14 protein-coding genes are annotated in these 13,617 nt (G+C 66.4%); 11 read left to right on the top strand and 3 right to left on the bottom strand.

Features of this window, described 5'->3' with window-relative positions; genetic code table 11:
* Positions 1 to 9 precede the first annotated feature (9 nt).
* From AAD027_RS13570 to AAD027_RS13615, 10 genes are all read left to right on the top strand, one after another.
* A complete protein-coding gene (locus AAD027_RS13570) occupies positions 10 to 741 on the top strand; it encodes a sulfotransferase family protein (RefSeq protein ID WP_341726558.1) in 732 nt (243 codons plus the stop codon).
* Positions 742 to 1,073: 332 nt separating this feature from the next.
* Positions 1,074 to 1,442, top strand: coding sequence for a hypothetical protein (locus tag AAD027_RS13575; protein WP_341726559.1), 369 nt, complete (start codon positions 1,074 to 1,076; stop codon positions 1,440 to 1,442).
* 27 nt (positions 1,443 to 1,469) lie between these two features.
* Complete coding sequence (gene atpB, locus AAD027_RS13580; RefSeq protein WP_341726560.1) at positions 1,470 to 2,267, top strand: F0F1 ATP synthase subunit A; 798 nt, start codon at positions 1,470 to 1,472, stop codon at positions 2,265 to 2,267.
* 64 nt (positions 2,268 to 2,331) lie between these two features.
* Entirely contained in the window at positions 2,332 to 2,622 is a 291-nt protein-coding gene (gene atpE / locus AAD027_RS13585; protein WP_097122861.1) for a F0F1 ATP synthase subunit C, read from the top strand.
* Positions 2,623 to 2,725: 103 nt separating this feature from the next.
* Entirely contained in the window at positions 2,726 to 3,196 is a 471-nt protein-coding gene (locus AAD027_RS13590; protein WP_341726561.1) for a F0F1 ATP synthase subunit B, read from the top strand.
* Positions 3,197 to 3,368: 172 nt separating this feature from the next.
* Complete coding sequence (locus tag AAD027_RS13595) at positions 3,369 to 3,896, top strand: F0F1 ATP synthase subunit delta (RefSeq protein ID WP_341726562.1); 528 nt, start codon at positions 3,369 to 3,371, stop codon at positions 3,894 to 3,896.
* 145 nt (positions 3,897 to 4,041) lie between these two features.
* Positions 4,042 to 5,589, top strand: coding sequence for a F0F1 ATP synthase subunit alpha (gene atpA / locus AAD027_RS13600; protein WP_341726563.1), 1,548 nt, complete (start codon positions 4,042 to 4,044; stop codon positions 5,587 to 5,589).
* Between the two features lie 106 nt (positions 5,590 to 5,695).
* The gene (gene atpG / locus AAD027_RS13605; RefSeq protein WP_341726564.1) at positions 5,696 to 6,559 is read left to right on the top strand and encodes a F0F1 ATP synthase subunit gamma; all 864 of its coding nucleotides are present in this window, start codon (positions 5,696 to 5,698) and stop codon (positions 6,557 to 6,559) included.
* A gap of 115 nt (positions 6,560 to 6,674) precedes the next feature.
* Positions 6,675 to 8,081, top strand: coding sequence for a F0F1 ATP synthase subunit beta (atpD, locus tag AAD027_RS13610; RefSeq protein WP_341726565.1), 1,407 nt, complete (start codon positions 6,675 to 6,677; stop codon positions 8,079 to 8,081).
* A 113-nt stretch (positions 8,082 to 8,194) separates the two neighbouring features.
* Positions 8,195 to 8,620 (top strand): F0F1 ATP synthase subunit epsilon, encoded by a 426-nt coding sequence (locus tag AAD027_RS13615; RefSeq protein WP_341726566.1) that lies wholly within the window; start codon positions 8,195 to 8,197, stop codon positions 8,618 to 8,620.
* 263 nt (positions 8,621 to 8,883) lie between these two features.
* On the opposite strand, the gene AAD027_RS13620 is transcribed toward AAD027_RS13615, so the two are convergent.
* The gene (locus AAD027_RS13620) at positions 8,884 to 9,288 is read right to left on the bottom strand and encodes a GtrA family protein (RefSeq protein ID WP_341726567.1); all 405 of its coding nucleotides are present in this window, start codon (positions 9,286 to 9,288) and stop codon (positions 8,884 to 8,886) included.
* A 129-nt stretch (positions 9,289 to 9,417) separates the two neighbouring features.
* Here AAD027_RS13620 and glmU point away from each other — a divergent pair, with 129 nt between their 5' ends.
* A complete protein-coding gene (gene glmU / locus AAD027_RS13625; protein WP_425605461.1) occupies positions 9,418 to 10,779 on the top strand; it encodes a bifunctional UDP-N-acetylglucosamine diphosphorylase/glucosamine-1-phosphate N-acetyltransferase GlmU in 1,362 nt (453 codons plus the stop codon).
* A gap of 157 nt (positions 10,780 to 10,936) precedes the next feature.
* On the opposite strand, the gene AAD027_RS13630 is transcribed toward glmU, so the two are convergent.
* Together AAD027_RS13630 and AAD027_RS13635 are read right to left on the bottom strand one after the other, a co-directional pair.
* On the bottom strand, positions 10,937 to 12,268 hold the full coding sequence (locus AAD027_RS13630; RefSeq protein ID WP_341726569.1) for a sensor histidine kinase: 1,332 nt from the start codon (positions 12,266 to 12,268) through the stop codon (positions 10,937 to 10,939).
* A gap of 10 nt (positions 12,269 to 12,278) precedes the next feature.
* Complete coding sequence (locus tag AAD027_RS13635; RefSeq protein WP_341726570.1) at positions 12,279 to 13,616, bottom strand: sigma-54-dependent transcriptional regulator; 1,338 nt, start codon at positions 13,614 to 13,616, stop codon at positions 12,279 to 12,281.
* Between the last annotated feature and the right edge of the window lies 1 nt (position 13,617).

Consider the following 13,617-nt stretch of genomic DNA (forward strand, 5'->3'; position numbering starts at 1 on the left):
CCCTTGTTCGTGATCGGCATGCCGCGCACGGGCACCACGCTGGTGGAGCGGATGCTGTCCCTCCATCCCCAGGTGCATTCGGCGGGCGAGTTGCAGAACTTCGGCGTCGCCCTCAAGCGCGCGACCGGCAGCCGGACACGCCATCTGCTCGATCCGGACACCATCGCGCGCGCCGCGGAACTGGATTGGGAGCGGCTGGGCCAGGACTACATCGCCAGCACCCGGCCCGGCACCGGCCACACCCCGCGCTTCGTCGACAAGCTCCCGCACAATTTCCTGTACGCGGGTTACATCGCGCGCGCGTTGCCGCACGCCCGGCTAGTCTGCCTGCGTCGCAATCCGCTGGACACGTGCCTGTCCAATTTCCGCCAGTTGTTCGCCTTGAACACCCCGTATTTCGACTATGCCAACGACCTGCTGGATACCGGGCGCCACTTCCTGCTGTTCGACCGTCTGATGGCGCACTGGCGCGATGTGTTGCCGGGCAGGGTGCTGGAAGTGCGGTACGAGGACATCGTCGACGATCCGCAGGCCCAGGCGCGGGCCGTGCTGGATTTTTGCGGGTTGCCCTGGGACGACGCCTGCCTGGACTTCCAGCGCAACCCGTCGCCGGTGGCGACCGCCAGCGCTGTTCAGGTCCGCCAGCCCCTCTATCGTTCCGCACTGGATCGCTGGAAGCACTACGAGGCGCATCTGGGCGGATTGCGCCGGCTGCTGGAGGCGGGCGGGGCGGGTATCTAGAACGGATATCCGGAAAACGGACAAAAAGAAGCCCCGGGAGCAGCCGGGGCTTCTGGTAGGCCTGCAACGGAGCATCGGACGAGGAAGTTGTGCAGCAGGCCTTGTGGGTACTGACCGAAGGGTTTCGTCAAAGTTCCGGAAAAAATCCGGAAAAATTATGAACAGGGAAAACGGTTACAGTCCCGGCGGACGGGCGCGGGCGCACGCGGCTGTGCGCATCCCGAGGTTTTGACCTTTGGCGGTTGTCCCTGAAAAGCGCGCCCTGCTATACTTTTGCGGCTCGGCGAGGCGCTTAACTGCCTTGTACCCCGCCAATTCCGTAGGGCTTTCGTGTGCTGAATTCCGTCGCTGCGGGCCGGCGGCTGGTATTGCGCGCCGCCGTCTGGCAACTGATGGCCGTGCTGCTGGTCGCGGCGGTCTTCCTGCTCCGGGGCGTGCCTCAGGCGCTGGCGGCGGCAGTCGGGGGGCTGGCGATGGTCGCCGGTGGTCTTGTGGCGATGCGGCTGGCCCTCGGTGGCGGCGTGCTCGGCGCCGGGACCGCCATGTTGCGGCTGATGGCCGGCGTGATGGTGAAGTGGGTCGTGGTGTTCGCGGTGCTGCTGTTGGGCGTGGGGGTATGGAAACTGCCGCCGCTGCCGCTGATGGCCGGCGTGCTCACCGGACTGGTTGCACAGGTGCTGGCCGCGGCCAGCCGTCGATAACAGATAACCAAGCAGGGTCCAGGACAAATGGCGGGCGAGGCAGAACTGACACCCACCGGGTACATCCAGCACCACCTCCAGAACCTGACGTTCCAGGTGCAGGAAGGCGGTTTCTGGACGATCCACGTCGACACCATCGTCACCTCGGTGCTGATGGGCCTGCTGATGGTGTTCGCCTTCTGGCTGGCCACCCGCAAGGCCACGGCCGGCGTGCCGGGCAAGTGGCAGGCGTTCGTCGAGATCCTGCTGGAATTCGTCGACAAGCAGGCCCGCGACACCTACCACGGGACCAGCAAGCTGGTGACGCCCATCGCGATCACCCTGTTCTTCTGGATCCTGTTGATGAACCTGCTGAAGATGATCCCGGCGGACTTCATCGCCAAGCCGCTCGAACTGCTGGGCGTGCATTACTGGAAGCCGGTCCCCACCGCCGACGTCAACGCCACCCTGGGCATGTCGATCAGCGTGTTCTTCCTGATGCTGTTCTTCGCCCTGCGTTCCAAGGGCCTGGGCGGCTTCACCAAGGAATTCCTGACCGCGCCGTTCGGCAAGTGGATGGTGCCGTTCAACCTGATCCTCAACATCGTGGAATGGCTCAGCAAGCCCATTTCGCTGGCGATGCGACTGTTCGGCAACATGTTCGGCGGCGAGATCGTGTTCCTGCTGATCTGGGTGCTGGGCGGCGCGGGCATCGTCGGCATGATCGGCGGCGCGGCGTTCGGCCTGGGCTGGATGCTGTTCCACCTGCTGGTCATCCCGCTGCAAGCCTTCATCTTCATGATGCTGTCCATCGTGTACCTGAGCTTGTCGGAAGACAGCCACTAAACGTTTCCGTTTCACCTTTCGTCCAACCGTTCAACCTTTCAAGCAATCCGTTCCGGAGAAAACCATGGAAATCGCACTGACCACCCTCGCTCAAGTCCAGGCTTCCACCGTTCTGGCCATCGGCATCATGATCGGTCTGGCCGCGCTGGGCGCCGGTCTGGGCCTGGCCATCATGGCCGGCAAGTTCCTGGAGTCCGCTGCCCGCCAGCCGGAACTGATCCCGGTGCTGCAGGTCCGCATGTTCATCACCGCCGGCCTGATCGACGCCGCGTTCATCATCAGCGTCGCCGTGGGCCTGCTGTTCGCCTTCGCCAGCCCGTTCGTCGCTCCGTTCCTCGCGCAGCTGGGCGGCTGATCGAGCCTCGTGGAAGGGGTCGCCGCGCGGCGGCCCTTCCCGGAGACGAAGGTCAGGACGCCGCGGGCGTCCTTCCCCCGGCACCCTACGCAGAGCGAATCGCATGAACATTGGTCTGACTCTTATTGCCCAGGCGCTGGCGTTTGCCGGTCTGATCTGGATCATCGCGACCAAGATCTGGCCGCCGCTGCTGAGCGCCATCGAAGAGCGCCAGCAGAAAATCGCCGAAGGCCTGGCCGCTGCCGACCGCAGCCAGAAGGACCTGGCGCAGGCGCAGGAAAAGGTCAACGAGGCGCTGAAGGAAGCCCGCGTCAAGGCCAACGAAATCATCGACCAGGCGCACGCCCGCGCCAACCAGATCGTCGATGCGGCCAAGAACGAGGCCATCGCCGAAGCCAACCGCCAGAAGGCGCTGGCCGAAGCCGAAATCGAAGCCGCCGCCACGCGTGCCCGCGAGGACCTGCGCAAGCAGGTGTCGTCGCTGGCTGTCAGCGGTGCCGAAAAGCTGCTCAAGCGCGAGATCGACGCCAACGCCCACAAGGCGCTGCTCGACGAACTCGCCGCCGAGATCTGAACATGACCGTCATGCACGCCAAGTCCGCGACGAGCAGCCCCTTGAGTCAAGGGGCGGCATCGGCGCACGGCGCCGATGCGGGGTTGTGGATGCGCGCTGCCGGCGCACCTTGCGCAGCAAGGCGCGAAGTGTCCCCGAAGCTTCGTGCCCCGGTCGCTGCCGAGGTGTTGGAATGAGCCAGGCACTTACCGTCGCCCGTCCCTATGCCCGCGCCGCCTTCGCGACGGCGCGCGACGAGGGCGCTCTCGCCGCCTGGTCGCAGGCGCTCGGCGTTGCCGCGCGCGTGGCGGCCGATCCGCGCGTGGCCGCGCTGCTGCCCAACCCGCGCCTGCTGCAGGCGGAAGCCGTCGCGCTGCTCGCTCCGGAAGGCGCCAGCGAGGCGTTCACCCGCTTCCTGGCCGTGCTGGCCGATGCCCGCCGCCTGCCGCAGCTGCCGGAAATCGCCGGCCTGTTCGAGGAGCTGCGCGCCGAAGCCGAGCACATCGTCAAGGCCAGGGTGACTTCCGCCGCGGCCCTGCCGGCCGGCGAGCTGGACGCCCTCAAGGCGGCGCTGAAGAAGCGCTTCGGCCGCGAGGTGGACGTGGAAACGGCCATCGACGAGTCGCTGATCGGCGGCGCCGTGATCGATGCCGGCAGCGTGGTGATCGACGGCTCGCTCAAGGGCAAGCTGGCGCGCCTGCAGTCGGCACTGACGCATTGACGCAGGGATACGGGAGTAGGGATTAGGGATTCGTAAAAGCGGTTGCTTGCCTTTCGAATCCCGAATCTCGAGTACCCAATCCCGAAAACATATAAAGAAATCCGGGCGCCGCAGGTTGCGACGCACGAAACAGGAAACCACTGAAATGGCTACCACGCTCAACCCCTCTGAAATCAGCGACCTGATCAAGACCCGCATCGAGAAGGTCAAGCTGGCCGCGGAGTCGCGCAACGAAGGCACCGTCACCAGCGTGTCCGACGGCATCGTGCGCATCTTCGGCCTGGCCGACGTCATGCAGGGCGAAATGATCGAACTGCCGAACGACACCTACGCGCTAGCGCTGAACCTGGAACGCGACTCCGTCGGCGCCGTGGTGCTGGGCGATTACGAGCACCTGCGCGAAGGCGACGTGGCCAAGACCACCGGCCGCATCCTGGAAGTGCCGGTCGGCCGCGAACTGCTGGGCCGCGTGGTCAACGCGCTGGGCGAACCCATCGACGGCAAAGGTCCGATCGGCGCTGCGCAGACCGCGCCGGTGGAGCGCGTGGCCCCGGGCGTGATCTGGCGCAAGTCGGTCGACCAGCCCGTGCAGACCGGCTACAAGTCGGTCGACGCCATGATCCCGATCGGCCGCGGCCAGCGCGAGCTGATCATCGGCGACCGCCAGACCGGCAAGACCGCGATGGCCATCGACGCCATCATCAACCAGAAGGGCACCGGCATTAAGTGCGTGTACGTGGCGATCGGCCAGAAGGCCTCGTCCGTCGCCAACGTCGTGCGCAAGCTGGAAGAGAACGGCGCCCTGGCCCACACCATCGTGGTGGCCGCCACCGCGTCCGAGTCGGCCGCGATGCAGTACATCAGCGCCTACTCCGGCTGCACCATGGGCGAGTACTTCCTGGACCGCGGCGAAGACGCGCTGATCGTCTACGACGACCTGTCCAAGCAGGCCGTGGCCTACCGCCAGATCTCGCTGCTGCTGAAGCGTCCGCCGGGCCGCGAAGCCTATCCGGGCGACGTGTTCTACCTGCACTCCCGCCTGCTGGAGCGCGCCGCGCGCGTGTCCGAGGAGTACGTGGAGAAGTTCACCAACGGCGAGGTGAAGGGCAAGACCGGTTCGCTGACCGCGCTGCCGATCATCGAGACGCAGGCCGGCGACGTGTCCGCGTTCGTGCCGACCAACGTCATCTCGATCACCGACGGCCAGATCTTCCTGGAAACCGACCTGTTCAACGCCGGCATCCGCCCGGCCGTGAACGCCGGCATCTCGGTGTCGCGCGTCGGCGGCGCCGCCCAGACCAAGATCATCAAGAAGCTGTCCGGCGGCATCCGCATCGCGCTGGCCCAGTACCGCGAGCTGGCGGCGTTCGCGCAGTTCGCCTCGGACCTGGACGAAGCCACCCGCAAGCAGCTGGAGCGCGGCCAGCGCGTCACCGAGCTGATGAAGCAGAAGCAGTACGCGCCGATGCCGATCGCGCTGCAGGCGCTGTCGATCTACGCCGTCAACGAGGGCTACATCGACGACGTGCCGGTCAACAAGATCCTGGCGTTCGAGGAAGCGCTGCACGCGCACTTCACCAACACCCAGGGCGAACTGGTCGACACCATCAACAAGACCGGCAACTGGAACGACGACATCGAAGGCGCCTTCAAGCAGGGCATCAGCGAGTTCAAGCAGACGGGTACCTGGTAAGAGCCGGGATCAGGGATTCGGGATTGGGGATTCGCAGAAGCGAAACCCGCTCTTCCGAATCCCGAATCTCCAATCCCGAATCCCGAGCGAGCACAGCGAGCGACACATGGCAGGCGGAAGAGAAATCAAAACCAAGATCAAGAGCGTGCAGAACACCCGCAAGGTGACGCGCGCGCTCGAGATGGTCTCGGCCTCCAAGATCCGCAAGGCGCAGGAGCGGATGAAGACCTCGCGCCCGTACGCGCGCGCGATGAAGCAGGTGATCGGCCACCTGGCCCAGGCCAACACCGACTACCAGCATCCCTTCATGGTCGAGCGCAAGGACGTCAAGCGCGTCGGCTTCATCGTGGTCTCCTCCGACCGCGGCCTGGCCGGTGGCCTGAACAACAACCTGTTCCGCAAGATGCTGGGCGAAGTGCGCCAGTGGAACGACAAGGGCGTCGACATCGACGTGGTCACCATCGGCCAGAAGGCCTCGGTGTACTTCCGCCGCGTCCAGGTCGGCATGCTGGCCAGCGTGTCCCACCTGGGCGACAGCCCCAAGCTGGACCAGCTGATCGGCGTGATCAAGGTGATGCTGGACGCCTACACCGAGGGCAAGCTGGACCGCGTGTACCTGGTCTACAACGGCTTCGTCAACACGATGACGCAGAAGGCGACCTTCGATCAGTTGCTGCCGCTGCCGGCCGCCGATACCCAGGTCGCGCACCACGACTGGGACTACATCTACGAACCCGATGCCGCCAGCGTGCTGGACCACGTGATCACGCGCTACATCGAGTCGCTGGTGTACCAGGCCGTGCTGGAGAACATCGCGTCCGAGCACGCGGCGCGCATGGTGGCCATGAAGGCCGCCAGCGACAACGCCAACAAGCTGATCGGCACGCTGCAACTGGTCTACAACAAGGCCCGCCAGGCGGCGATCACGCAAGAGATCTCGGAAATCGTCGGCGGCGCGGCCGCCGTGTAACCGGGATTCGGGATTAGGGATTGGAGATTCGGTAAAGCAGCGGACCGCGCTCACGAATCCCGAATCTCCAATCGCGAATCCCATGAACAAAACAAGTTAAATCGGAGCAGCAAACATGAGTCAGGGCAAGATCGTTCAGATCATCGGCGCAGTGGTCGACGTCGAATTCGCGCGCAACGACGTGCCGAAGATTTACGACGCACTGAAGGTGGACAACACCGCCATCACGCTGGAAGTGCAGCAGCAGCTGGGCGACGGCATCGTGCGCACCATCGCGCTGGGTTCCACCGACGGCCTGAAGCGCAACCTGGTGGCCGTCAACACCGGCAAGGCGATCTCGGTGCCGGTCGGCGCCGGCACGCTGGGTCGCATCATGGACGTGCTGGGCAACCCGATCGACGAAGCCGGCCCGGTGCAGGCGACCGACCATTGGGAAATCCACCGCGCGGCCCCGTCGTACGAGGACCAGTCCTCGGCCAACGACCTGCTGGAAACCGGCATCAAGGTGATCGACCTGATGTGCCCGTTCGCCAAGGGCGGCAAGGTCGGCCTGTTCGGCGGCGCCGGCGTCGGCAAGACCGTCAACATGATGGAGCTGATCAACAACATCGCCAAGGCGCACAGCGGCCTGTCCGTGTTCGCCGGCGTGGGCGAGCGTACCCGCGAGGGCAACGACTTCTATCACGAGATGAAGGACTCCAACGTCCTCGACAAGGTGGCGATGGTGTACGGCCAGATGAACGAGCCGCCGGGCAACCGCCTGCGCGTCGCGTTGACCGGCCTGACCATGGCCGAGTACTTCCGCGACGAGAAGGACGCCAGCGGCAAGGGCAAGGACGTGCTGCTGTTCGTCGACAACATCTACCGCTACACCCTGGCCGGCACCGAAGTGTCGGCGCTGCTGGGCCGCATGCCGTCGGCGGTGGGCTACCAGCCGACGCTGGCCGAGGAAATGGGCGTGCTGCAGGAGCGCATCACCTCGACCAAGACTGGTTCGATCACCTCGATCCAGGCCGTGTACGTGCCCGCGGACGACCTGACCGACCCGTCGCCGGCCACCACCTTCGCCCACCTGGACGCCACTGTCGTGCTGTCTCGAAACATCGCCTCGCTGGGCATCTACCCGGCCGTGGACCCGCTGGACTCGACCAGCCGCCAGCTGGACCCGAACGTGATCGGGCACGAGCACTACGACACCGCCCGCCGCGTGCAGGCCACGCTGCAGAAGTACAAGGAACTGAAGGACATCATCGCCATCCTGGGCATGGACGAACTGTCCGAAGAGGACAAGCAGGCCGTGTCGCGCGCGCGCAAGATCGAGCGCTTCTTCAGCCAGCCGTTCCACGTCGCCGAAGTGTTCACCGGTTCGCCGGGCAAGTACGTGTCGCTGAAGGACACCATCCGCGGCTTCAAGGCGATCGTCGATGGCGAGTACGACCACCTGCCGGAACAGGCGTTCTACATGGTGGGCGGCATCGAGGAAGCGGTCGAGAAGGCCAAGAAGATCGCCGAGAAGGCGTAATTCTGTCCCCTCTCCCGCGTGCGGGAGAGGGTTAGGGTGGGGGCATTGGCCCGCGCCCTCACCCCTGCCCTCTCCCGCACGCGGGAGAGGGGGAAACGGAAGAGAAGCGAGTCATGAGTAGCACCATCCGTTGCGACATCGTCAGCGCCGAGCAGGAGATCTTCCACGGTGAAGCCACCTTGGTCGTCGCCACCGGCGAGCTGGGCGAACTGGGCATCGCGCCCAAGCACGCGCCGCTGATCACCCGCCTGAAGCCGGGCAAGGTGGTGGTAACGCTGCCCAGCGGCGAGCACCTGGACTTCGCCATCTCCGGCGGCATTCTGGAAGTGCAGCCGCAGGTCGTCACCGTGCTGGCCGACACCGCCATCCGCGCGCAGGACATCGACGAAGCCTCGGTCCGCAAGGCCAAGGAAGAAGCCGAGCGCATCCTGGCCAAGCAGGACCCGAAGATGAGCGTGGAGGAAGCCCAGGCCCAGCTGGCCATGAGCATCGCCCAGCTCAGCGCGCTGGAGCGCCTGCGCAAGAACCTGAAGCACTGATACCCATCGCGGTCTTGCTTCGCAGACGCCGGCCCCGTGCCGGCGTTTTTTTGTGCGATCGTCATCTGTCGCCCTTGTGGGAGCGACGTGAGTCGCGACGGCAGAAACGGATTCGTCAACCGGCCACGGATCGGCACGGGTGAACGTGGAAGAGGCGTTTCACGATCTGCCGTGAGCCATGGCTAGGAGCCTCTTCCTGGGTCGCTATCTCGACGGACGGAGGGGTGCACTGATGCGCCAGGGCGCCACCCTGCGCGGGAGTGTCAGCGATAAACCACGTGGCGCAACAAGAAGAATGTGGCCATCGCCAGCATGCCTTCCACCAAGGGCTTGGCTAGCCAGGCCAGATGCAGGCTCAGCGCCGATGCTGCCCAGCTCACCAGCACCGTGCTGACGGCCGTCAGTGGCAGCCAAACCAGCATGAATCTGCCAAAGCGCGACCAGCCCAACCGCGCCTGGCCGCCATGAGCGAAGGTCACGCGCCCATTCAGCCAGAATCCCAGTAGCGCGCCGCTCACGCGTCCGGCCACGTTGCCTGGTGCCGCGGGCACGCCCAGTGCGGTGAGCAGCACGAATACCAGCCAGTCGAGCAGCAACTGCAACAGGCCCACGATGACGTAACTTCCGCTCTGGCGAAAAAAAGCATGGTGGGAAAGGCGGCGGAGCATGGCGGTATCTTATCCGGAGCCCGGGATGATCCGTAGGCGCCACCTTTGGCATGCCGGTGCCGGGTATAGCCGGGGAATTGATAACATCGCGGCACGGCGCAACGCCGACATAATCGTATGGGAAAGCTCATGAAGGAACTACACGTCGTCATCCTGGCCGCGGGCGAGGGCAAGCGGATGAAGTCCGCACTGCCGAAGGTGCTGCAGCCGGTGGCGGGCAGACCGATGCTGGCGCACGTGATCGACGCGGCGCGCGCGCTGTCGCCGGCCGGCATCCACGTGGTGCATGGCCATGGTGGCGACCAGGTGCAGGCCGCGCTCGCGGACCAGCCGGACCTCCACTGGGCGCACCAGGCGCAACAGCTGGGCACCGGCCACGCGGTGGCGCAGGCGATCCCGGATGTGCCGGACGGGGCCAGTGTGCTGGTGCTGTACGGCGACGTGCCGCTGACCCGCGCGGAGACGTTGCGGCGCCTGCTGGACGCGCCGGGGCGGCTGGCCGTGCTGGTGGCCGAACCCACGGATCCCGGCGGCTACGGCCGCATCGTCCGCGATCCGGAAGGCCGCGTGGCCGCCATCGTCGAGCACAAGGATGCGGACGAGGACCAGCGCCGCATCCGCATCGTCAACACCGGCATCATCGCCGCCGATGCCAGCGCGCTGAAAGGCTGGCTGGCCCGCCTGTCCAACGACAACGCGCAGGGCGAGTACTACCTGACCGACGTGTTCGCGATGGCGGCCGAGGAATTCAACGCGGCGGAAATGGTGCTGGTGGCCGACCCCATCGAAGCCGAGGGCGCCAACGATCCCTGGCAGCTCGCGCAACTGGAACGCGCCTACCAACTGCGCGCCGCGCGCGCGCTGTGCGTGCAGGGCGCGCGGGTGCTGGACCCGGCGCGCTTCGACCAGCGCGGCAGCGTGCGCGTGGGCCGCGACGTGCAGATCGACGTGGACGTGGTGCTGGAAGGCGAAGTCGAGCTGGGCGATGGCGTGGTCGTCGGTCCGTTCACCCGCCTGAAGGACGTGAAACTGGCGGCCGGCACGCTGGTGCGCGCGCACTGCGACCTGGAAGGCGTGGTCAGCGAAGGCGCCGCGCAGATCGGTCCCTACGCGCGCCTGCGCCCGGGCACCGTGCTGGCCGATGGCGTGCATATCGGCAACTTCGTCGAGACCAAGAAAGCCGTGCTGGGCAAGGGCAGCAAGGCCAACCACCTGACCTACCTGGGCGATGCGGTGGTCGGCAGCGGCACCAACATCGGCGCCGGCACCATCACCTGCAACTACGACGGCGTGAACAAGTCGGTCACCACGATCGGCGACAACGTATTCGTCGGTTCCAATTCCTCGCTGGTGGCGCCGGTGACGCTGGGCGACGGCGCCACCATCGGGGCCGGTTCGGTGATCACCAAGCCCGCGCCCGCCGGTGAACTGACCGTGGCGCGCGCGCGCCAGGCGACCATCGAAGGTTGGCGGCGGCCGGTGAAGAAGTAGCGTGTCGGGGCATACATGACCCCGAACCATGAAAAGCAGCATCGCGGCGGTTCGCCCTCACCCCTTGCCCTCTCCCTGAGGGAGAGGGGGAGTAGGTGCCATGCGGGATCGGCTCCGGTACCAATAAGGTGAGGTCTGGATGGCGACCCCGGTTGAATCAGGGATTCTCGGGCAACTGGATCGCCACGCACAGCCCGCCGCCCTCGCGGTTGTGCAGCGACAGCCGGCCGCCGTGGGCCTCGACGATCTCGCGGGTCAGCGCCAGGCCCAGGCCGGTGCCGTTGCGCTTGGTGGAATAGAACGGCACCAGCGCGTTCTGCAGCACCGCATCGTTCATGCCGCTGCCGCGGTCCATCACTTCGATGCGCAACCACTCGGGCAGGCGGGTGAGCTGGACCGACACGCCGTCGGCGGTCGTCCCGGATTCGTGGGCATTCTTCAGCAGGTTCAACAGCGCCTGTTCGACCTGCGCAAGATCGATGCGTCCGCTCACGTCCGCGTCCGGCATCACCAACTCGAACGCGATCTGCCGTTGCAGGCCCTCCAGGAAAGTCCGCCAGTTGACGGTCTGCAACTGCGGCTGCGGCAGCTTGGCGAAACGCGCGTAGCCGCGGATGAAGCCTTCCAGGTGCCGCGCGCGGTCCTCGATGGTGCCGAACACCTCCTCCAACCGTTCGTAGCGCCCGCGCCGCACCAGTTCCGCGCCGGAATGCGCCAGCGAGGCCACCGGCGCCAGCGAGTTGTTCAACTCGTGGCTGATCACGCGGATGACCTTCTTCCAGGTCATCACTTCCTGCCGGCGCAGCTCGTTGGTCAGCAGGCGCAGCAGCAGCAGTTCGTGCGGGCGGCCGTTGAGGCGGAAGTTGCGGCGCGCCAGGTGGTAGACCTGCTCTTCGCCATCCTCCTCCTCGCTGCCGATGGCGAACAGGCTGTCGCCGCCGCGCGACAGCGCCTCGCGCATCTCGACGGGCGCGGCCGCCAACAGGGCCTCGTAGTCCTGGCCTTCCAGCTTCCAGCCGCTGTGCAGCAGCTTGCGCGCGGCCACATTGGCGAACACCACGCGGCGGATGCCATCGCCGCCGGGGGAGACCAGCAGCATGGCCACCGGCGTGTTCTGCACCATCGTGTCCAGCAGCAGTTCCCGCTGCACCAGGCTCTGGCGCTGTTCGCGCAGCACGTCGCCCAGGTCGGAATGCGCCCTGACCAGTTCGGCCAGCTCGTCGTTGCCGCTCCAGTGGATGCCGAAGTTGTACTCGCCGTCGCGATAGCTGTTGACGCTGCCGGCCAGGGCGCGGAACAGGGAACGCGTGGAGCGGAGGCCACGGCGGATGGCCCACATCGCCAGCGGCAGGACGACCAATGCCGACAGCGTCATCGCCAGCACGTCGTCCTGCAGCCAGTGCGACAACAGGACGGGCAACGCGATGGCCAGCGCCAGCAGCGGCAGCAGCCACGCCAGTATGCGGCCGGGGAGCGAGCGTCGGATCATCGTCGGTCGCTCATGAGGGCTTGATGCCGAAACGTTCCATGCGGCGGTAGAACGCCTGCCGGCTCATGCCCAGCTCGGCCGCGGCCTGCGCGATGACGCCACCGGCCTTGGCGATGGCCGCTTCGATGTCGGCGCGTTCCGGTTCCACCACGTGCGCGCTTTTCGCGGGCGCGGGCCGGGGCAGGTTGAGATCCACCGCCTCGATGCGCTCGCCCGTGGCCAGCAGGCCGGCGCGCTGGATCACGTTGCGCAATTCGCGCACGTTGCCCGGCCAGCCATGGCGCAACAGCGCGGCACGGGCGCTTTCGCCCAGCGGCTTGTCGTCGGGGCGGAAGCGCTCGGCCAGCGGCAGGATGTCGCCGGGGCGCTCGGCCAGCGGCGGCAGCGTCAGTTCGATGGCGTTGAGGCGGTAGTACAGGTCCTCGCGGAACGTACCTTCCCGGATCATCGTGGGCAGGTCTGCATTGGTCGCACTGATCACCCGCACGGAGACCTTGCGCTCGCGGTTGGAGCCCAGCCGTTCGAAGCGGCCGGTTTCCAGCACGCGCAGCAGCTTCATCTGCCCGGTCAACGGCAGGTTGCCGATCTCGTCCAGGAACAGCGTGCCGCCGTCGGCCGCTTCGAACTTGCCCTCGCGCGCCTTGTTGGCGCCGGTGTAGGCGCCCGCATCGGCGCCGAACAGTTCGGCCTCGATCAGTTCCGACGGCAGCGCGCCGCAGTTGAGGGTCACGAACGGGCCCTGCCTGACGCTGGAATTGGCCTGGATGATCTCCGCGATCTTCTCCTTGCCGGCGCCGTTGGGGCCGGTGATCAACACCGGCAGGTCGGAGCGCGCCACCTGGCAGGCCAGCGCGATGACGCGCTCGCTGGCGGGGTCCTCGAACACCACGTCGCGCAGGTCGTAGCGTTGCGAAAGCTGGTCGCGGCTGCGCCGCTCGCGGCCGCGGCGGCGGTCCAGTTCGCTGCGCGCTTCCGACAGTTCCAGCAGCGTGTTGACCGTGGCCAGCAGCTTGCGATCGTCCCAGGGCTTGGCCACGTAGTCGGCGGCGCCGGCCTTGATCAGGCCCACCGCGCTTTCCAGATGGGTCCAGGCAGTCAGCAGGATCACCGGCATGTCCGGCCATTGTGCGCGGATCGCGGCGAACAGCGCTTCGCCTTCCTGCCCGGAGGTGGTGTCGGCGGTGAAGTTCATGTCCTGGATCACCAGGTCCACGGACTGCTCCTGCAACAGCGCCAGCCCGGCCTCGGGCGACTCGGCGTGCAGCGTGTCGATGTCGTGCAGCGAGAACAGCACGTTCAGCGCGGTGCTGACGGCCAGGTTGTCGTCGATGATGAGGATCGTAGGCATG

This window comes from Pseudoxanthomonas putridarboris (assembly GCF_038321125.1).
Classification (GTDB): Bacteria; Pseudomonadota; Gammaproteobacteria; order Xanthomonadales; family Xanthomonadaceae; genus Pseudoxanthomonas_A; species Pseudoxanthomonas_A putridarboris.